The organism is Paeniclostridium hominis, from assembly GCF_014306135.1.
GTDB lineage: Bacteria > Bacillota > Clostridia > Peptostreptococcales > Peptostreptococcaceae > Paraclostridium > Paraclostridium hominis.
Genome location: NZ_JACRWD010000007.1, coordinates 1 through 21,513, shown reverse-complemented (window position 1 = coordinate 21,513; position 21,513 = coordinate 1). Strand labels below are relative to the sequence as shown.

The following is a 21,513-nucleotide window of genomic DNA, read 5'->3' as shown; positions in this document are numbered from 1 at the left end:
CCATAATTTATAATATGTTTAAGTTTTATTTAAATAGTTATTATATAATTAAATTTTTATCAATTTATTTTTATAAAAAAAGACACTATCGTGCCTTTTAACTATTCTTTTTCATATTTAATTTATTCTTTAATATATAAAATCCTAAAATAATAATTATCAAAATAATTACAAATAAAGAATATCTTTTTAATATTGGTATTATTATATGTAATTTATCACCTAATATATATCCTGCTGATATTAATATTAAATTCCATAAACTTATTCCTATAGTTGAATATATTATAAAAGCTATTACATTCATTTTTATGACACCAGCAATTATTGAAATAAAAGTTCTTGCAACTGGTATTAACCTCGATATCATAATAGATGATTTATCATATTTTTTTATCCATGAATATGATGCTCTAATAGACTTTTTAGTACTTGGAAATCTAGTTCCTAACATATCTATTAAAGGTTTACCTAATTTTAATCCTAAGTAATAGTTTATTATAGACCCACTAAGTCCTCCTAATACAGATACAGTTAAAACTTGTGTAAAATTCATATCGTATTCAAATGCAAATATACCTATTAACGGTAAAACTAATTCACTAGGTAGAGGAAGATTTGCATACTCTAGAGCTACTATTATAAAAATACTTATTAGCCCATAATTTACAATAAACTCTTCTATTAATAACTTTAAATCCATCCTCTTCACCTCTTATAATTAAATTAACACACTACTATGTTTTAAACAGTACTGTATTTTATTATAATATCACAATAATAGTAAATTCATCAATATACTTATTTATTTATTAAATAAAAAGTTCAAATTCCTTATATTTCGTGTTTTATGTTGTTTGATTGAATTTTATATAAATTTTAGTCAGATATTGTATTTCATAATGTTTTGAATTTTTATATTATTGGTTGTACAATTTAATTATAGGAATATGTATTTAGAAAACTTTTGGGGGGTATATATGTCTATATTTATTTTAATTCTATTTATGTTATTTTTAATTTATTTTTTATCTACAGTTTGCATAAGATATAGTTATATTTCAAATTTAGCTATAAAAAGTAAACTTGATTTTAATTCATTTTATATAAGAAAGTACATGTTAAGTTCTAATAATAGTTTTAATAAACTTACAAGTGATATAGCGTTTTCTTTATACAAAATATATAATAAATGTTAAAATAAATATAAAGCGTTAATTTTTTATTAACGCTTTATATTTATTTTTATAATTGATTTATATATTCCTTCAATTTACTTTTTAATTCTTCTCTCTCATATTCACTTATATATATCTCTTTAGAATTTTCAAATATACCTTGATTTGCTTTTATTATTTCTTTACTAGCTTCACTATAAATTTTTAGTAACCTATTTTTTATATCATCTTTTATACTTTCCTTAAAATTTTCTATATCTTTTATTATTTCATTACTTAACTGTTCTTTCTTCAATTTATCATATATAACTTTACCTATTCCACCTGTTAAAGTACCTGCTAAAAGTAATGGTGGACAATAAGTAAGCATTGCAGCTCCTACAGTTAAACTCTGAGCTGATGTTCCTAAGGCTGCTGCATACATTGCTACAGCACTCCCTGATGTAGCTCCAAGTATAGCTCCTGTTCCTATTGTAGCTAGCATTTCATTTATATTTATATTTTCTTCATTTAATTTTACTTTTGGCAATTCTATATTGTAATTTTTATAATCTATAGTATCTATAAATTCTCTTATATTTTTATTTGTTATATAGTTTACTTCCTTTATACACTCATCCCATTCTTTAAAAAACATTTCATCTAATTCTAATTTTTTATCATTTATAACATTATTTATATAATTATCATTTATATATTCATTTGTTATATCTATACTTTTATTTATTCTGCTTATTTCTTCAAATAAAAATACTTTATCTATCCACTCATTTATTTCAAATTCCATTTTAGCTTGTATATAATCAAATTTATTCTCAAGTAATTTTTTATGATTTATTATTTCAGATTCTACCATTTCTAATGATTTTAAATAATCATAGTGATAAATTTTTTCCTTATGTTTTAAGGCTTCAATTGAAGATTTTACACTTTCTATTTTTAGACTGTCATTTTTGTTGCTAACTTCATTTAAAAATTCTAAAAGCTTACTAAAGTTATCTTTCAATATCTGAGGATAATCTATTACCATATCATTTTCTTTGACCATAGCATTCTTACTTATAGTATGTTGATACTCTAAATATGATGATATTATAAAAAATTTATCTATATATACACTATATTCATCATTAATATAATCTAAAATTTCTTCATAATCACTTTCTAATAAATCTGCTTTATTTAATATACCTACTATAGGTTTACCATAAGATGAAATTAAATCCACAGCTTCTTTAATATCCTCCTGCCCTATATGAGTTGAGTCAAATACAAATAATATCAAATCTGCACTTTGTATATATTTTATAGATTTTTTTTCATTTTCTTTTGTTATACTCTTTAGCCCTGGAGTATCAACTATACTAATATTTTTCAAAATTTCCGAATTAACGCCTATATTTACACAATTACAATCTATATCATAACTATATTCACTGTTATAGTGTAAATTTATTATATTTGATGTGGCTTCTAATACATCTACTTCTGAAACTTCTTTTCCTATAATAGAATTTACTAATGTAGATTTACCTGATTTAACTTCTCCCATAATAACTATTTTAAAAGTTGTAAATGGCTTATCTAAAAGTATATCCAAGTTATTCATAACATCTTCTAGATTATGAACTATGATTTTTTTAAACGGTATATTCCTTTCCTTTGATAAATAATTTCTAATTGGAGATTCTATTAAAGTATATTTTATTTCCTCAATATAACTATTTAAATTATCCATTGTCATCCCCCCATTTTTTTAATATACTATCTATATTATTTATATATATTAAATGATCTTTTATTAATTCATAATCTGTATACTTTCTTCTAAATGATGTATTCCTTTTATTAATTAAAATCTGTTCTAATTCCAATATCTTTTTAAATACATTTTCATTAATTATATTTTTTAATGTATTTATGCTATTTTTAATCGTATAAATTTTTCTTTCATTATTTCGTTTTTTCTTAATTATATTTAAATCAATAGTATTTTTATTGCTACTTATTTTATATTCTAATATCAAATTCTCTAAATTTGTCGTTTCTTTAATCTTAACTATATTAAATTCTAAGTTTAACTTACATTCATCAGAGTCCGTATCAAATATAGATATATTTTTTAAGTAGTTATACATTTTAGTCATTTCACTTACAATTATATATTCTAAATTATTCAGTTCAATTTTTATATTATTTGATATTAAGTTGTCAAAAGATATAAATTTATTAATGTGATTTAATAAGTAATTTCTAATTATATCAATTTCCTCATCTAATATTCTTTTTGCTTCATCAAATTTATATATATCAGAATATAAATTTCTCTTGTAATTATTAATCTCTTTTATTATTTTATTGCTCATTAACTTTAAATTTTTAAATTTAGATCTTATTTGCATATCCTCAGAATATCGTTTGAAATTTATATCTATACTATCTTTTAAACCCTTTATATTACTAGATTCTATAAGATTTTTATCATTTTTTATATATCCTTTTATAGCTTCTTTAGATGATATTAAAACTATATCTTTAAAATAATTAAAATATAGCTTATTTATTTTATCTTTAACTTTAAATAAATCATTTTCTTTCTTTTTTATAATATCAATTTTATTAACTACGCAGATTATGTTATTGTTTTTATTATGTATTAAATAATTTTCTTTTAATTCATTTAGCAAGTCATTACTCGATTTCGAGACTATATTTTGACTATCTAAAACCCAAATAACTCCATCTGCTCGTTTATAATAATCTATCATGCGTTTTTTAGTATTTTTTAATAAATTCTGATTTAAACCTGGAGTATCTACTATGATAAATTCATTTAATATACCTTCCTTATTTATATAGTGTCTGACTTCTGATATATTTGATTTGTATAAATACTTATCTTCTAGATATTTTTTATATAACTTTAATTCTTCAATTTTTAAATTTTTGCCATTTTTATATTTTTGAAATTCGTTTTTTGCAAAAATTTTTGAATCTTTAGATTTAATTTCTTCATTTTTTAGTATTTCATTTCCTTTTTCATAGCTAAAACTCTGAAAACTATCATCATCATAAATAATTTCTATTTTCCTGTCATTTGAATGTATAAGTAAATCTAATTTCCATGTATTTGGAATATCTTTAGTTTGTAATATATTATCTTCTAATAACGAATTTATAATAGTTGATTTTCCATATTTACCTGGGCCTATAACAAATAATAGAAATGGTTTTTTAAGTTCTTTTATATTTTTGAAAGTTTCATTAATTTCTTTTTCAATTATAGTTGTAAGTTCATAAGTTTGACTTGATTTGCTAAAAATTTGTATCTTTATATTTTTTATATTATGATTTAGTAATTCAATATTGTAAACTATTTCTTCATAAACTTTATCTCTATTTGAATAATTCATATTATCAACCCTCGAAAATGAGTTTATTTTATATACATAATTATATTAATGACATATCAGTTTTTATGATTTATTTAGTTGAAAAGTTAGTTTAATAATTTATATATAATTATTTTAGGTATAAAAAAGCATGTATATAATTTAAATAAAAATTATATACATGCTTTTAATAAATTTTAATAAAAATTATATACATGCTTTTAATAAATTTTAATAAAAATGCTTTAATTGCTTTAATCTACTTGGATGTCTCAACTTTCTTATGGCTTTTGCCTCTATTTGCCTTATTCTCTCTCTAGTAACTCCAAATACTTTTCCTATTTCCTCTAGAGTTTTAGGTATATCATCATCTAACCCAAATCTCATCCTTAAAACTTTTTGTTCTTGTTCACTAAGTCCTGTTAACAGTTCATCTATTTTTTCTCTTAGATTATGTTGTTCTACCTCATGCATAACTACATCCCCAAAATATGCATCTGATGGTATAAACTCAACTAAACTACTATCCTCATCTTCTTTGATAGGGGTATCTAGTGATATTATATTTTTATCTCTTTTAAGTAAATCTATAATTTTTTCAAGTTCTATATCACATGCAATTGCTAGTTCTTCTAGATTTGGCTCTCTTTGAAGTTCTAACGATAGCTCTTGTTTTTTTCTTTTAACAAAGTTAATTCTTTGATGAAGGTGAACAGGTATTCTAATAGTATTTTCGCAATCATCTATATATCTAGTTATACTTTGTTTTATCCACCATGTAGCATAAGTACTGAACTTATATCCTTTTTTATAATCATATTTTTCTACAGCTTTTATAAGTCCTATATTTCCTGCTTGAATCAAATCCAGCATATCAATATTTTCTTTTCTATATTTTTTAGCAATACTAACAACTAGTCTATAGTTTGCATTAATAAATTCTTCTTTAGCTCCTATAAATGATTCATCTATCTTTTTTGCTAACTCAATCTCTTCTACTGCGGACAACATCTTGTACTCTTCAATCTCTTTTAAGTACATTTTCATAGCATTTGATGAATTTGATGAGTCACTATAAATATAATTTTCATAAGTATTTTCTCTCTTAGCCCCCATAATCTACCCCTTCTATCTCTAATAATTTGTTAATCAAGTTAAAAAAATTCCTATAGTTTCATCCTCATGTTAATAGTATGTAATCACTATTAAAAAAATACTTTTTACTTGTCAACAAATTCCTGTATCTATTATTCTACATCTACCTTGCAAAACCCTTGATTTTTTTTATATTTTTTTAAAATAATATTATATTATCTTAATTTATCCATAAAAAGAACAAAAGACTGCACATTGTGCAGTCTTTTATCCTCGAACGACAAAGTTAAATCCCAATTAATAAATCCAATAATAAACTTGCCCCTAAATTACGGTAAAATATTAATGAGATTATAACAAATTTATAATACCATTAATAAAAGGGGTTAGTCAAGCTAATCCCCTTTATCATCATAAATTTAAGACAATTTTTATTATTTATGATCGTGTCCACATCCGCAGCTTCCACCACAACACTCATGGTCATCACCATGACTGTGATCATGTCCGCATCCACATTCATGACTTGCCTCATGTTCTTTTATTTGTTCTTCCATGTCGAAAAACTCTTTTACCATAACATCGTATTCTGGAAGAGCTTCTTCTGTATCATACTCTTCACCTGTCCAATTTGCATACATCATTTCATTTCCATTAGTTAAAACAGCTCTTCCTGCTAAAGTTATATTGTCTACATCTTCTAAGAAGTTTACTGCTTCTTGTGCTTCTTCTCCTTGAAGTGGAGTCTCTTCATCTAAACATTTTATTATCATAACTGGCGCATAAAAATCTTCTCTATCTTTTACATTTACCATTATATCTATAACACCTTGTGCACCTTCTTCAAACTCTGATAATGCTACATCTGTATCTATCATCTCTTGTGGAACATATAAATCTTCCATTAAGTATTTTATAACTCTGTCTTTTACTAATTCTTTTGACATAATTTTTCTCCTTTCATCTTTTACCATTATTACCTTTTTATAGTATAACATATTTTTAGTTATTTGAATTAAATAACTAGATATCTTGCTTATTTTATCTAATTTATAAGATTTATTAACCTTATACCCATCAATATATTTTTTACTCTTTATTTTAAATTTATACCCTATTTTATTACATAATTGTAATTTATATATATTGTTTACATAACTTTACATTACCTATGAGTTGAGATCTATGTTATGATAATAAATATCCAAGGGGTAACCATACTTCATAGGTTACAAAATAGTAACATTTTTAGAAAATTCATTTATAAATATTTCAGAAGAGGTGACTTACATGAACAAAAGATTAAAAACATTGTTATCATTAGGTGTAGTGTCTGTATTAAGTGCTTGTGCTACACTTCCTATTAATGCAACATCAAACGAAACAATCAATAAAAAACTGTATTGCGAAAAATCTGGACATAAAGAATATATATGTATATATGTTAAAGGAAAAGATTGTTCTGCTCCAGTAAAACCTTTAAACTATTTAATTCAAGATTTAATAAACGGTAATTTAAAATGTAGTAAAGTTAATTTATCTAATAATATAGATACTACTTCAAATAAAAAGGTAGAAGATACTACATACTCTAATAGGGAGTCTAATTCTAAAACTATTTCTACTGAGAATAAAACATCTACTAATACTATAGATAAAAGTAATTCTCAAAATGAATCAGCAAATACTTCATCAAAAAAATCAGAGTCTAAACCTGAAACTACTCCTACTGAGAATAAAGTTTCTACTCCATCAGGAAATTTCTCAAGTTTCCAAAAAGAAGTTTTAGATTTAGTAAATGTAGAAAGAACTAACAGAGGTTTACAACCACTTAAATTTAATAATGAATTGTCAAATGTAGCTACTAAAAAATCTCAAGATATGATAGATAGAAATTACTTTGATCATACATCTCCAACTTATGGTTCTCCTTTTGATATGATGAAGCAATTTGGAATAAGCTATCGTGCAGCTGGTGAAAATATAGCTATGGGACAAAAAACACCAAAAGAAGTAATGAATTCATGGATGAATTCACCTGGCCACAGAAAAAACATATTAAACCCTGATTTCACTGAGTTAGGTGTAGGTATAGCATCAAATGGATCATCTATATACTGGACTCAAATGTTCATAGGAAGATAATCAAATTGCATTAAAAAAAGGTATAGTTATAAACTATACCTTTTTGTTTAATTAATTATTAAATTGACTATTATAAAGTTCAGCATAAAATCTATTTTCTTTTATTAATTCTTCATGATTTCCACTTTCTATTACATTTCCATCTTTCATAACCAATATTACATCAGCATCTTTAATTGTCGATAACCTATGAGCTATTATAAAACTAGTTTTGCCCATCATCATCTTATCCATAGCTTTTTGTATGTTAATCTCGGTTCTAGTATCTATACTACTAGTAGCTTCATCAAGTATTAATATTTTAGGATTTGATATCATAGCTCTTGCTATAGTTAATAACTGCTTTTGACCTTGAGATATATTAGATCCCTCTTCATTTATTATTGTATCATATCCTTTAGGTAAAGTTTTTATAAAGTGATTTGCCTTTGCAGACTTAGCTGCATCTATTATTTCTTTATCACTTGCACCTTCTTTTCCATAAGCTATATTTTCTTTTATACTTCCTTTAAATAGCCACGTATCTTGTAGTACCATTCCAAATATTTTCCTTAAATCAGAACGTTTCATATCTTTTATATCTATATCATCTATAAGTATTTTCCCATCATTTAGTTCGTAAAATCTAAGCAATAAGTTTATAAGAGTTGTTTTTCCTGCTCCAGTTGGTCCTACGATAGCAATTTTTTGCCCAGGCTTAACTTCTAAATTCATATCTTTTATTAGAATTTTATTTTCATCATATCCAAATTTTACATGATTAAATACAACTTTGCCTTTTGGATTTTCTATTACTTTATTTTTTTTATTATCTGAAATTACTTCTTTTTCATCTAATAATTCAAAAACTCTTTCTGCAGATGCTACTGTTGACTGAATTATATTAGCTATATTTGCAGTTTGACTTATAGGTTGACTAAATTGCTTAGTATATTGAATAAACGCTTGTATATCTCCAATTTGTATACGTCCTCTAGTTACAAATATTGCCCCTATAACAGATACTAATACATATCCAATATTGCTTACAAAATTCATTATTGGCATTACCATTCCAGACATGAACTGAGCTTTCCATCCACTTTCGTATAGTTTAGTGTTTATGTATTTAAAAGCTTCTATAGATTCATTTTCTCTATTAAATGATTTTATAATTTCATGTCCTGTATACATTTCTTCAACATGTCCATTAAGCTTGCCTATTATGTTTTGCTGCTTTATAAAATAACCTTGGGATTTTGATATAATAGGTTTTACAAATACTATTCCCATAGGAATAGTAAACACTGTAACTATTGTCATAAGAGGACTTATAGTTAACATCATTATTACAACTCCTATTATAGTTATAACAGATGTTATTAATTGAGTTATACTTTGTTGAAGTGTAGAACTTATATTATCTATATCATTAGTTACTTTACTTAATATTTCTCCATATGTGTGAGTATCAAAATAGCTAATTGGCAATTTATTTAGTTTTTCATATATATCTTTTCTCATATCATATACAGTTTTTTGTGCTACTGAAACTACTATATATTGTTGCATATAATTAAAAATAGAACTAATTATATATAATACAATTAATAATATAAGTAATTTCCCTATAAAATTAAATTCTATTTCACCTTGACCTCTCATTTTAAGTACTACGCCTTCAAATATCTTAGTTGTAGCTTTTCCAAGTATCTTAGGGCTTATTATAGAAAATAACGCACTAATTATAGCCGTTATAATAACTAATATAATGTTTAATTTGTAAGTATTTAAATAACTAATCAATCGTTTTAAAGTACCACTAAAATCCTTAGCTTTCTGAGTTGACACTCTTGGTCCTATTGGAGCTTGATTATTTTTACTCATATTATATCTCCTCCTTAGAAAGCTGCGAAGATACTATTTCTTTATATACCTCACAAGATTTTAAAAGTTCTTTATGTGTTCCAATTTGTATAACTTTACCCTCATCTAAAACTATTATTTTATCTGCATTTTTTATAGTACTAACTCTTTGAGCAACAATTATAACTGTTGCATTTTTAACTTCTGACTCTAAAGCGTCTCTAAGTTTTTTATCAGTTTTAAAATCTAGTGCTGAAAAACTATCATCAAATATATAAATCTCTGGCTTTTTTATAAGTGCCCTAGCTATTGATAGTCTTTGCTTTTGCCCCCCTGATACATTAACTCCACCTTGTGCTATATATGAATCAATACTATCTTTTTTACTTAGTACGAATTCACTAGATTGTGATACTTCTATAGCTTTTTTTATATCATAATCACTAGCATTTTCTTTTCCATAGCTTATATTTTCTCTTATAGTTCCAGTAAATAAAACAGCCTTTTGCGGAACATATCCTATTTTATCTCTTAATAAATTAATATCTATATCTTTTATATCAACCCCATCTATTAATATTTCACCTTGTGTAGCTTCAAGTAATCTTGGTATTAATTTTACGATGGTAGATTTTCCAGATCCTGTACCCCCTATTATAGCTGTAGTTTCTCCAGGACCACTTTTAAAACTTATATTATCTAATACCTTTTCACTACTTCCATCATAAATAAAACTTACATTTTTAAATTCTACATAGCCTCTTAACTTGGTCTCCTTTATGGAATTAGTTTTATTATATATATTGGAGTTAGTTTCTAATACTTCATTTATTCTTTGTGCTGATGCCGATGCTCTAGGTATCATAACAAACATCATTGATAGCATCATAAGAGCAAACATTATCTGAGATAAGTATTGAATAAATGCTATTAAATCTCCAACTTCCATATTTCCCTTATCTATTCTAATACCTCCAAACCATACAACTGCAATTATCGATAAATTAACTAATAACATCATAAGTGGCATTAATAATGTTATAGTTCTATTTGCTTTAATGGCTACATCACTTAGCTGTAAACTTGCATCTTTAAATCTCTTTCTCTCTATATTAATTTTATTAAATACCCTTATGACTCTTATCCCTGTTAAATTTTCTCTTAATACTCTATTTAAATTATCTACATTTTTTTGCATTTTTTTAAAAAGTGGTATGGCTTTTCTGGATATCAAGTATATGCTAACAACCAGTATTGGAATAGATACTAATATTATTAACGCAAGCTTTGAATCCTTTCTAATAGCCATTATAGTAGCCCCTACAGCCACCATAGGAGCATAAAGCATCATTCTAAGCATTATCATTAAAACTTGTTGCATCTGATTTACATCATTAGTAGTTCTAGTTATCAAAGATGCTACTCCAAGTTCATTTACTTCTTTTAATGAAAATGACTCAACTTTTTTAAATACATTTTCTCTAATATCTCTACCAAACCCCATAGCTACTTTAGCTCCAAAATAACTAGCCAAAATAGTGGCACCTACTCCTATTAATGTTATACCTATCATTATAAATCCAATTTTAAATATATAATTAATATCATTATTTATAATTCCTATGTCAACGATATTTGACATTAAGTTTGGTAAAGATACGTCACACAACGCCTGTATAAATACTAATAAAACTATTATCATTATTTTATAGATATACCTTTTTAAATTATATAATAGCTTTAACATCCTATTACTCCTTTTATAATTTTATTTAAATACGTTTAATAAAAACATTTTTTCCATTTATCCTAAATCTTACTCATTATATAATCTAAATTTCAGGTTATATTTTCTAAGTATTATCTAATATAAATATAGTATTTGAGTTCATGCTTTAAAAATGTTATAATTTTGTAATCGTCAGAATCTATAAAATGTTTTATTATATTAGTATCTATTTAAATTGTTTTAAAGGAGATTAATTATGAGTTTAAAAAAGAAAATAACTTCAATTGTTATATGTTGTACTATGGTTTTAGGAAGTATGAGTTTAGTATTTGCTGATTCAGCAAGAGTTGTTACATTAGGTGCAAATTTATCACCTGAGCAAAGAAAAACTATGTTAAAATACTTCGGCGTAAATGAAAATGATGCCGTAATATTAGAAGTTAACAATAAAGAAGAAAGAAAATATTTAGAAGGTATAGCACCTAATTCTCAAATAGGAACTAAAACTTATTCATGTGCTTATGTTGAGCCTACTAAATCTGGAAGTGGAATAAATGTCAAAACAGCTAATATAACATGGGTTACTTCAGCTATGATAGCAAGTACTCTTGCAAGTTTAGGTATAACTGATGCTAACTGTGTTATAGCTGCTAACTTTCCTGTAAGTGGAACAGGTGCACTTACTGGAGTTATGAAGGCTTATGAAGATGCAACTGGTAAACCATTAGATGAAAATAAAAAAGAAATTGCAACAGAAGAGTTGGTAGTATCTGGTAAATTAGGTCAAGATATAGGTCAAGATAAAGCAACAGGTATAATCAATGATGTTAAAACAGAGATTATAAAAAATAATACTAGTGACACTAATCAAATAGCAAACACTATAAATAATATAACTAATAACTATAATGTTACTTTATCACCTGAACAACAAAAGCAAGTAAAAGATTTAATGACTAAAATATCTGAACAAAATTATGATTACAAAGACATGAAAGATGCTTTAAACAGCATATCTAATACTGTAAATGAAAACTTAAATGCTATAGGTGAAAGTGTAAATAATTCAGGTATATTAGATACTGTAAAAGGTTGGTTTGAAGGTATAGGAAATTGGGTTTCTAATCTATTTGGTGGAAATGATAAAAATTTAGGTATATTAGAAAAAACTGATGATAGTGTACTTGGTAAAAATGCTCAGATAACAGCTACTGATAAAGACGCTATAAATTTACCATCAAGTACTGAAGCAGAAGGTTTCTTTACTAAAATTTGGAATTGGTTTACAGGATTATTTAACTCTAATTCAGATAAAGTTGAAAATAATAATTCTGAAAATAATTTAGAAGATAAAGAACAAGGTCAATCTCAGGATTCTTCAAACACATTAGATGATTCAGTTCAAAATGTAGAAAAAAACAATACTGTTGACAACAACGAACCTAATACTTCTAATGAAAATACTGTACCTACAGAACACCAAAATAATTAATATTAATATTAATAATGTAAATAAAAGACAGATAAATAAATTTATCTGTCTTTTTTAATATTATTATATATTTAAATTTTATTTACACATATACTTAGATTACCCTAAAGTTTTTGCTAATTCTTCTTCACCTAATATACGTGTTATTCTTACACCAAAATTATCATCTACTATTACAACTTGTCCATAACCAATTTTTCTACCGTTTACATGTATCTCAACTTCTTGATCTTCAAAAGTATCTAATTCTATTAATGACCCCTTAGATAATTCAAAGATATCTTTTAGAGGTATCTTTGTTCTCCCAAGTACTACGCTAACTTTAAGTTCTATATCTAATACTCTGTCAAAATTTTCGCTCATATGTCTACACTTCCTTCTTTACATAATCTGTTATAACAACACCTTTTTTATTCTTAATAAGACCAGGTTTACATTTAAATGCTCTTGATCCTCCTACATGAAGTTCCATATCTCCATCTGTTTTAGTATCTAAAGTTATAATATCCCCTAATTTTAGACTTACCAATTCTTCTACACTTATTTCTGTTTTTCCTAATATAGCGACCATCTCAGTACTTGTACTACAAATTTTATTGTATATCGCATTTGTAAATTCAAAATCATATTCATTTGTTTTGCTTTTGAAAAGCCTTTTAGGTTCTAATTGTTCTAATACTGGTTCTAAGCAACTATATGGATTACAAAAACTCATTTTACCTACTTCTTTATTCCCATCCATCATCTTCATATGAGAAACAACAACAGACTCACTTACTGGATATTTCTTACTTGAACCTACATTTGTATAAATATTAGAAACTTCTCTAGATTTACAACCTTCAAAGATATACATTTTTGTTAAAAACTTACCTGCTATATATGATATTAATTCTCTATCAACTTCAGTAAGTTCTCTTTTGTCATCACCAAATTCACCATCTCCACCAAGTATTAAATCTATAAATGAAAGGGCGACACTTTTATCTAATTGATATATAAGTCCCTGAACTAAAGGCTGTACTGCATGTTCAACAATTACAGAATCATTTGATATCATATTCATATATTCTTCATAATTTGTTTGTTCTATTTTATCTACTTTACACACTATATTTGGTCTTTTTAATTCATAAGTTATAAATAGATTTATACTCTTACAAAATTCTTCTGCTATTACAGATAAAAATCTCATATTCGATGTAGAATATCTTTGTGGTTTTTTAAAGTCATATACAGTTATTTCTTGATTCATAATGTCTTATCATATCTCCTATATAAATTTTACCTTCTTTAAAGACTATTTATTACTAATTTATGTATTAATAAATTAGAATTATATATTAAAATTTAATCTATTATCTAATTTTAAATAATTAATATTAGATAGATTAATATAATCTTTCAATATTTTTTTACTAAATAAATTGATTTAATCCTTATTTATCACAAGTTCTCGTTATCGTCCATTAGTTGTTAATTTATAAACTACTTTTTAAATATAGTTTATAAATTAACAACTAATGGACAATTTAATTTATCCATCAAATTATAATTATTATATTCATATTTTTTCATTTTCTATATTACAAACTTCTATCAAAGTTTTATTTTCCCATAAATTAAATTTATTATATCATAAAAGGAAATTGTCTAAAAACTTCCTTTTATGATATTAACTTTTATTATTATAAACAAAATCCATATGTTTTATCTTAAAATTAAATTATAATTTAGATAATGCAGATATAATAATCTCCTCTTTAAAAGGCTTAACTATAAATCCTTTTGCTCCATATATAATTGCTTCTTTCATTCTAGCTTCTTGACCTAATGCTGATACCATTACAACTGATGCAGCTGGATCTATCTTTTTAATTTCTCTTAATGCTTCTAATCCGTCCATCTCTGGCATAGTAATGTCCATTGTTACAACTTCTGGTTGTAACTCTTGATACTTTTCAATTGCCATTACACCATTTTCAGCTTCTCCAACAACCTCAAATCCATTTTCTTCAAGCATCTTACGAATAGACATACGCATAAATGCTGCATCATCAACTATTAATACTCTTTTCATAAAATTTCCTCCATTTATATCAATTATAATCTTTTTCTATATACTGATGGTCTTACACGTTCAAAATTTGTTTCTAGATTAGATAAATTTTCAGACATTCCAATTATTAAATATCCACCTGGCTTAAGTGATTCATATAGTTTACGTGATAATTTTTGCTTTGTAGGATTGTCAAAATATATCATAACATTTCTGCAAAAAATGACATCGTACTTATGTTTATCCCAACCTATACTATTATTTAGATTAAAATATTTAAATTCAACTAAATTTTTTATACTGTCACTAATAACATAATTTCTTTCATTTATTTTCTTAAAGAAATTTTTAACCCATACCTCAGGTAATTTAGATATCTTATCTTGTGAATAAATTCCTGCCTTTGCTTGTCTTAATACATTATTAGAAATGTCTGATGCTGTTATAGACACTTTTAATTTTGAATTTCTACCAAAAATAGATGCTACTAACATTGCTATACAATATGGTTCTTCTCCTGTCGATGAAGCTGCAGACCAAATTTTTAAGTTACCCATTTTTGAATTTTTAAAATGAGGTATTAGTACTTCATCTTTTAAAAATTCAAAATGTTGTTCTTCACGCATAAAATAAGTAAAATTAGTTGTTAACTTTTCTACTAAAGCCGATGCTTTTTCTCCTGTCTTATCTAGCATCAAACTATCTATATAACTCTTAAAATCAGCAAATCCTAGTCTCTTTACCATTAATAATAATCGTGTTTCAATTAAAGTTCTTTTATTTTCAAGATTTATACCATAATTATTATACATAAAGTTTTTTAATCGCACAAAGTCTTTATTTGTTAATTTCATTATTCATATCCTCTACAATTTCCATTAATGAATCGCAGTCTAATATTAGCTGAACTTCATTATTTATTTCACTAACACACTTTATAAAATTTTGCTTGCAATCTTCTTTATTCGAATTCATATTCATACTTTTATCAGGTGAAATACTAACAACTTCGTTTACAGCATCAACAATTAATCCAATCTTTTCTTTATTTTTTTCAATTATAATAATGCAAGTTCTTTCATTATATTCAATAGGTTCCATATCAAATCTTATTCTAGCATCCATAACAGGAATAATATTACTTCTTAAGTTTATAATTCCCTTCATATACTTAGGAAGAAACGGAACTTTTGTTATAGGTAATATTTCAATAATCTCTATAATATATTTTGATGATAATGCATATTTTTTATCATTTATAATAAATACCATATACAAATCATCTATCTTAGCCTCTATTACTTCATCGTTTGTATTCACAAATAACCCACCATCCTTTTAAATAAATTTTTCACTTTTTCCAACGCTTTTGATGCGAAGTTTATTTGTAACAGTGTCAAATATAATAGTTCTACCACAAGAACCTAATACATCTTCAGAAACAATAGAAATATGTAATTTCGCTAGTGTTTCTTTGCATGCTTTTACATTTTTTTCTCCAATAGTGCATATACTACTTCCTGTATTTTTAAAATTAAACATGTGTGCACCACCAGCTAACTTTGCTCGTATAAGTCTAGGATTTGCACCAGCTTTTTTCATTTCTTCATATAACAAAGTAATACCAGTGTCTGCATATTTTGCTTTATTTGATATACTCTTTTCACTTTTTGAATCTGAAAGTAGAATATGAACCAATCCAGCTATTTTATTTATCTCATCATAAAGTACTACCCCACAGCAAGACCCTAATCCAATTGTCATAATTTGATTAGGTGCCTTTACAATATTAAACTCTGCTATACCTACAGTTATATTTTTCATTAGTTCTTCTCCTAATCATCAAATCCTAGTGAAGATAATAATTTTTTACATGACTCTACCTTAGGAATAAAGTAATATTTTCCTTCAATTTCTTTATCTAAAGTGAAAAAGTCTGTTTCAATACATAAAATTGAATCAGATACCGGTCCATATAATGACATAGGTAAATTCATAATTGCCATTACCATATCCACACTAAAGTATGGAATTGATGGATTTATAGTTAAATTTGTCATATCTGATATTGCAGTTAAGTATGTTCCACAAAGTATATTACAAATTTCTCCTATTGAACTTAATTCTTCACATACTGAATCATAATCATCTCTATCACATGTAATTTCTTTTCCTGTAATTTTTGATAATAGGTTAAGTGCTGAATCAACTTTCATAATAACCATAATAAATCCTTCCATATCTTCTGAAAGTTGTAAAACTGTTCCTACAACTAACTCTTCTGGTGAATTATAGCTATTAGTTATATCTGAAAACTTAATCATATCACTTTTAGGAATTCCTATATCCACTATCTCATTTAACATTATAGCTAATGAAGATGATGCATTTCCTGAACCTATATTACTAATTTCACGAAATACATTTAATTTATCACACTCAAATTTCATATATACCTACTTTCCATCTACTACTTAGATTTTACTGTTGATTGTCTCTTTTTTAATTGGTTTAATATTACATTTGGAATCATATCTAAAGAAGTTTCTTTTAAAACTGCCCCCAGATTTTTAGCAGCCATTGGCATTCCATAAACAACACATGAATGTCTATTTTGACCAATAGTATATCCTCCTGCTGTCTTTATATCTAATAATCCTTTAGCTCCATCAGAACCCATCCCAGTTAAAATAACACCTATAGCATTTTCTTTTGCTACATTTGCTACAGATTTGAATAGATAATCTACTGAAGGACAATGACCACTAACTTTCTCTCCTTCTTTAATTTCTAGTACATATTTATTATTTTTCTTTGCAATACCCATTTGTAAAGCCCCTGGTGCTATATATGCATATCCACTTAATATTTCATCACCATCTTTACCTTCAACTACATTTATTAAGCACTCTTTGTTTAAACGTTCTGCATACCTTTTAGTAAATACTGGTGGCATATGTTGAGTAACTACAATTCCAGGTAATCCTAAAGGTAATTGTTTTAATATTTTCCCAACAGCTTCGACACCACCCATAGATGCCCCAATTGCAATTATTTCTTTACCATTTTTTATATTTATATTAGAATTTCTAGCTATACTCTTATTTGTTGTAGTGCAATCAGCTTGTAAAGAATTATTCTTAGAAAACTTCTTATCTAATTTAGCGATGGAAGCTTCTTTGATTTTATATGCTAAATCATTAGAGAAATCATTCATTGTCTTTGTATCTGGTTTCCCAACAAATCCAACAGCTCCAGCACTTATAGCTTCAAAACACCTACCATTAGCCCCACTAATGACAATAGTTGGAATAGGACACTGCTCCATTAATATCTTTAAAAACTCAATTCCATTCATACCTGGCATTTCAATATCTAAAGTTAATACATCTGGTCTAGACTGTATTATTTTATCTCTAGCCTCATATGGATCTCTCGCTGTTCCAACAACTTCTAAGTCTGGATCTTCTTGAAGATACTTTGCGATAATACGGCGAAACATAATAGAATCATCAACTACTAATACTTTTATCTTCTTATTTTTTTCCATAGACTACCTCTCCTTTTGAATATCTATACTATATTACCTCAGAAATCCTAACTATTTTTCAGCAATTTTTATAGCTTTGTCTATAGTAATTATGCCTATGATATTATCTTAAATTTATTTATTAATTTATAATTGCATTTACATCAAATATTAAGCTTATAGAACCATCTTCTAAAATAGAACATCCTGATATGTAAGAATGTACCTTTTCAAACTGTGTTAATAATGTAGGTACTGGTTTAATTACAACTTGTTGTTGACCGATAATACTATCTACAATAATACATACACTTCCCATTTCAGATTCAACTAATATCATAGCTCCCTCATCAGAGCTTGATTTATCCATTCCTAATATATTTGATAATCTACGAATCTTATAGCAATTTCCTCTAATAATGCTATGTTCCTCTCCATTTGGATTTTGAACTATTTCATAAGCTCCATGTCTAAATACTTCTTTTATATTTAGTGATGGAATAATATATATTTCATCTCCTATTTTCACCTTCATACCATCTACTATTGCCAGTGTTAATGGAATACGAAGTACTATCATAGTTCCTTTTCCTTTTTCACTGTCTATACTAATGGAACCTCTTAGCTTACGAATGTTTGTATACACAACATCCATTCCTACTCCTCTACCAGAGTATTCACTTACAGCTTCTTTTGTAGAAAATCCTGGTGCTAGTATAAAGTTATAGGCTTCTTTATCACTGATATCTTCAATATTCTTGTTTGTAATGCCTTTTTCAATTGCTTTTTTTACAATGGATTCTTTATCTAATCCTCTACCATCATCCTTAATAATGATAACAACATCTCCACCAGTATTTTTTGCTTCTAATGTTACAGTTGCTTTTTCTGGCTTTGAAGTCAATTTACGTTCTTCTGGTGGCTCGATACCATGATCCATACTATTTCTTACCATATGCATTAAAGGATCTGATATATTTTCTAAAATATTTTTATCTACCTCAGTTTGCTCACCTATTAACTGTAATTCTACTGATTTTCCTGTTTTTCTACTCATATCCCTTACAACTCTTTGCATTTTTGTAAAAGTAGAAGAAATTGGAACCATACGAATTGACATAACTACATCTTGTAGTTCGTTTGTTAATTGATGTAATCTTCTTGCTTGTTTTTCAAAAAGATCTCTATCAAAATTTTCTAGTTGTGACTGTTTTTCTACCATAGATTCAGTAGTAACAATTTCTCCAACTAAATTCATTAAAGTATCTACTTTACTAATATTTACAGTTAAATAACTATTTTTGTTATGTGCATGTGATTGATTGTTTTCTTTTTTTACATTCTTTTCTTGTTTAACTTCTTTTTCTATTTTTTTATCAGTATCTGATTTAACGACTTCTTCTTTTTTAGATTCTTCCTTTATTTCTTTTACTTCTTCTTTTGCTTTTTCTTCTGCTTCATTTAATTCTTCTTTTGGTAAGTTATCAATAACTTCTACATCATTATTTACAGTATCATTATTACTTAAATTAACTTCTCCAAAAATATTTTCTAACTCAGTTTTATCTGTGACTTCTTTAATTTCAAGGCTTTCTAAAAACATAGTTTCTTTAATAGGTTTTTCAAGTACAGATTGTTCTTCTGAAGTTTTTACATATAAAATAAATCCATCTTTGATTATCGTATCATCACATTCACCCATTAAATCTTCAGGTATAGTTTTTATAAAAGAACACATATTTTCAATTGAATTGACTACCCCAAATGCTCTAATACCTTCCATACCACATCCATTTTCAAATAAAACTTTTATATAAAAATATTTATCTTTAGTTGTTTGTTCATTATTATTATCATTGTCACAACTTTGTGGTAATTCTATATCTGAAACTTTTTCATCATCACTTTCTTTAGCTCTTTTTAATAAATTCACAACTTTTTCATGTAATTCATCTATACTAGCTTCTGGAAGTAATCCATCTTGAATATTTAGCATTTCTTCTTTTAGAAAATCGATACTAGATAATACAATATCAATTAGTTCTTCCCACTTATCACTAGAAAGTTCAAGTCCGCTACGTATTTCATCAAAGACATCTTCTATACTATGAGTAAGTTTTGTTATACTATCATAACCCATCATAGCTGAAGAACCTTTAATAGTATGCATTGTACGGAAAATCTCTTCAATCTCTTCTTTCCCCAAACTTCCTGTGTCTGATTGTCCTCCAAGTAAAATCTCTTCTAACTGCTCTAATAATTGCATATTTTCATGCACGTAAAATTCATTTAAAGAATCCATTCCGCTCATATTTTTCTCCTTTATTAATTAAACATAATAAATTCAATTTTTAAAAATGGAAGCATAAAAGCTTCCATTTTTATCATAATTTAATAATTTAAAATTATTTTATTATTAGAATTCATTCATGTTAAAATAATTTTTTTCGTTATTATTAAAATTTATATGCTTTTTAGAACTATTTATATCTTTTAGTTTAAAGTTTTCAATAAGTGATTTAAGCATTTGAGCTTGTCCACTTAACTCTTCACTAGCAGCAGCACTTTCTTCTGATGTTGCAGAGTTAGTTTGTACTACTTCTGAGATTTGTTCTATTCCTAATGTAATTTGGTTAATTGCACTAGCTTGTTCTTCAGATGCCTTTGCTATTGCTTCAACTACTACAGTAGTTTGTTTAGTTGCATCTATTATTTTTTCTAATGACTTAGCTGTATTATCTACAATTTCAGTTCCCTTATCAACTGCTTCTATTGAATTTACAATAAGTGTAGATGTATTTTTAGCAGCTTCTGCTGATTTAGCAGCAAGATTTCTTACTTCATCAGCAACAACAGCAAATCCCTTACCAGCTGAACCTGCACGTGCAGCTTCTACTGCAGCATTTAATGCTAATATATTTGTTTGGAAAGCTATATCATCTATTGTTTTTATAATTCTACTTATTTCATTAGAAGTAAATGAAATTTCTTCCATAGCCTTAACCATTTGTTTCATTTGCTCGTTACCATCTTTAACTTGACGACCTGA

Annotated in this window: 20 protein-coding genes; 3 read left to right on the top strand and 17 right to left on the bottom strand. The window is 26.1% G+C overall.

Annotated elements, in window-relative coordinates:
* Positions 1-97 precede the first annotated feature (97 nt).
* A complete protein-coding gene (locus tag H8891_RS12690) occupies positions 98-703 on the bottom strand; it encodes a DedA family protein (protein WP_147543420.1) in 606 nt (201 codons plus the stop codon).
* A 277-nt stretch (positions 704-980) separates the two neighbouring features.
* Between H8891_RS12690 and H8891_RS12685 the strand changes: the two genes are divergently transcribed.
* Positions 981-1,199, top strand: coding sequence for a hypothetical protein (locus tag H8891_RS12685; RefSeq protein ID WP_147543419.1), 219 nt, complete (start codon positions 981-983; stop codon positions 1,197-1,199).
* Between the two features lie 46 nt (positions 1,200-1,245).
* On the opposite strand, the gene H8891_RS12680 is transcribed toward H8891_RS12685, so the two are convergent.
* The 4 genes from H8891_RS12680 to H8891_RS12665 all read right to left on the bottom strand — a co-directional run bounded on the left by H8891_RS12680 (position 1,246) and on the right by H8891_RS12665 (position 6,612).
* A complete protein-coding gene (locus H8891_RS12680; protein WP_187006706.1) occupies positions 1,246-2,916 on the bottom strand; it encodes a dynamin family protein in 1,671 nt (556 codons plus the stop codon).
* Complete coding sequence (locus H8891_RS12675; protein ID WP_187006705.1) at positions 2,909-4,591, bottom strand: dynamin family protein; 1,683 nt, start codon at positions 4,589-4,591, stop codon at positions 2,909-2,911. Before H8891_RS12675 ends, H8891_RS12680 begins: the two co-directional genes overlap by 8 nt.
* Positions 4,592-4,801: 210 nt before the next feature.
* On the bottom strand, positions 4,802-5,686 hold the full coding sequence (locus H8891_RS12670; protein ID WP_147543416.1) for a sigma-70 family RNA polymerase sigma factor: 885 nt from the start codon (positions 5,684-5,686) through the stop codon (positions 4,802-4,804).
* Positions 5,687-6,099: 413 nt separating this feature from the next.
* Entirely contained in the window at positions 6,100-6,612 is a 513-nt protein-coding gene (locus H8891_RS12665) for a type I restriction enzyme HsdR N-terminal domain-containing protein (protein WP_187006704.1), read from the bottom strand.
* Positions 6,613-6,955: 343 nt separating this feature from the next.
* On the opposite strand from H8891_RS12665, the gene H8891_RS12660 reads away from it, so the two are divergent.
* A complete protein-coding gene (locus H8891_RS12660; protein WP_187006703.1) occupies positions 6,956-7,810 on the top strand; it encodes a CAP domain-containing protein in 855 nt (284 codons plus the stop codon).
* Between the two features lie 51 nt (positions 7,811-7,861).
* Here the strand turns inward: H8891_RS12660 and H8891_RS12655 are convergent, their stop codons facing one another.
* Together H8891_RS12655 and H8891_RS12650 are read right to left on the bottom strand one after the other, a co-directional pair.
* Positions 7,862-9,676: an ABC transporter ATP-binding protein gene (locus H8891_RS12655; RefSeq protein ID WP_187006702.1), complete on the bottom strand. Its 1,815-nt coding sequence runs from the start codon at positions 9,674-9,676 to the stop codon at positions 7,862-7,864.
* 1 nt (position 9,677) lies between these two features.
* Entirely contained in the window at positions 9,678-11,402 is a 1,725-nt protein-coding gene (locus H8891_RS12650) for an ABC transporter ATP-binding protein (protein WP_187006701.1), read from the bottom strand.
* A gap of 238 nt (positions 11,403-11,640) precedes the next feature.
* Between H8891_RS12650 and H8891_RS12645 the strand changes: the two genes are divergently transcribed.
* Positions 11,641-12,876, top strand: coding sequence for a DUF1002 domain-containing protein (locus H8891_RS12645; RefSeq protein ID WP_187006700.1), 1,236 nt, complete (start codon positions 11,641-11,643; stop codon positions 12,874-12,876).
* Positions 12,877-12,975: 99 nt separating this feature from the next.
* On the opposite strand, the gene fliN is transcribed toward H8891_RS12645, so the two are convergent.
* The 10 genes from fliN to H8891_RS12595 form a co-directional block, all read right to left on the bottom strand.
* On the bottom strand, positions 12,976-13,239 hold the full coding sequence (gene fliN / locus H8891_RS12640) for a flagellar motor switch protein FliN (protein ID WP_147543410.1): 264 nt from the start codon (positions 13,237-13,239) through the stop codon (positions 12,976-12,978).
* Between the two features lie 4 nt (positions 13,240-13,243).
* On the bottom strand, positions 13,244-14,131 hold the full coding sequence (locus H8891_RS12635; protein ID WP_187006699.1) for a flagellar motor switch protein FliM: 888 nt from the start codon (positions 14,129-14,131) through the stop codon (positions 13,244-13,246).
* 471 nt (positions 14,132-14,602) lie between these two features.
* Positions 14,603-14,956: a response regulator gene (locus tag H8891_RS12630; protein ID WP_147543408.1), complete on the bottom strand. Its 354-nt coding sequence runs from the start codon at positions 14,954-14,956 to the stop codon at positions 14,603-14,605.
* A gap of 23 nt (positions 14,957-14,979) precedes the next feature.
* The gene (locus H8891_RS12625; RefSeq protein WP_147543407.1) at positions 14,980-15,789 is read right to left on the bottom strand and encodes a CheR family methyltransferase; all 810 of its coding nucleotides are present in this window, start codon (positions 15,787-15,789) and stop codon (positions 14,980-14,982) included.
* On the bottom strand, positions 15,773-16,255 hold the full coding sequence (locus H8891_RS12620) for a chemotaxis protein CheW (protein ID WP_270647939.1): 483 nt from the start codon (positions 16,253-16,255) through the stop codon (positions 15,773-15,775). The genes H8891_RS12625 and H8891_RS12620 overlap by 17 nt, the downstream gene beginning before the upstream one ends.
* Positions 16,256-16,273: 18 nt before the next feature.
* Positions 16,274-16,759, bottom strand: coding sequence for a chemotaxis protein CheD (locus H8891_RS12615; protein ID WP_187006698.1), 486 nt, complete (start codon positions 16,757-16,759; stop codon positions 16,274-16,276).
* A gap of 11 nt (positions 16,760-16,770) precedes the next feature.
* Complete coding sequence (locus H8891_RS12610; protein WP_147545933.1) at positions 16,771-17,385, bottom strand: chemotaxis protein CheC; 615 nt, start codon at positions 17,383-17,385, stop codon at positions 16,771-16,773.
* A gap of 20 nt (positions 17,386-17,405) precedes the next feature.
* Positions 17,406-18,485: a protein-glutamate methylesterase/protein-glutamine glutaminase gene (locus tag H8891_RS12605; RefSeq protein WP_187006697.1), complete on the bottom strand. Its 1,080-nt coding sequence runs from the start codon at positions 18,483-18,485 to the stop codon at positions 17,406-17,408.
* A 121-nt stretch (positions 18,486-18,606) separates the two neighbouring features.
* A complete protein-coding gene (locus tag H8891_RS12600) occupies positions 18,607-20,775 on the bottom strand; it encodes a chemotaxis protein CheA (protein WP_187006696.1) in 2,169 nt (722 codons plus the stop codon).
* A gap of 105 nt (positions 20,776-20,880) precedes the next feature.
* Positions 20,881-21,513: methyl-accepting chemotaxis protein (locus H8891_RS12595; RefSeq protein ID WP_243207849.1), on the bottom strand; the 633-nt coding region annotated here is incomplete at its 5' end.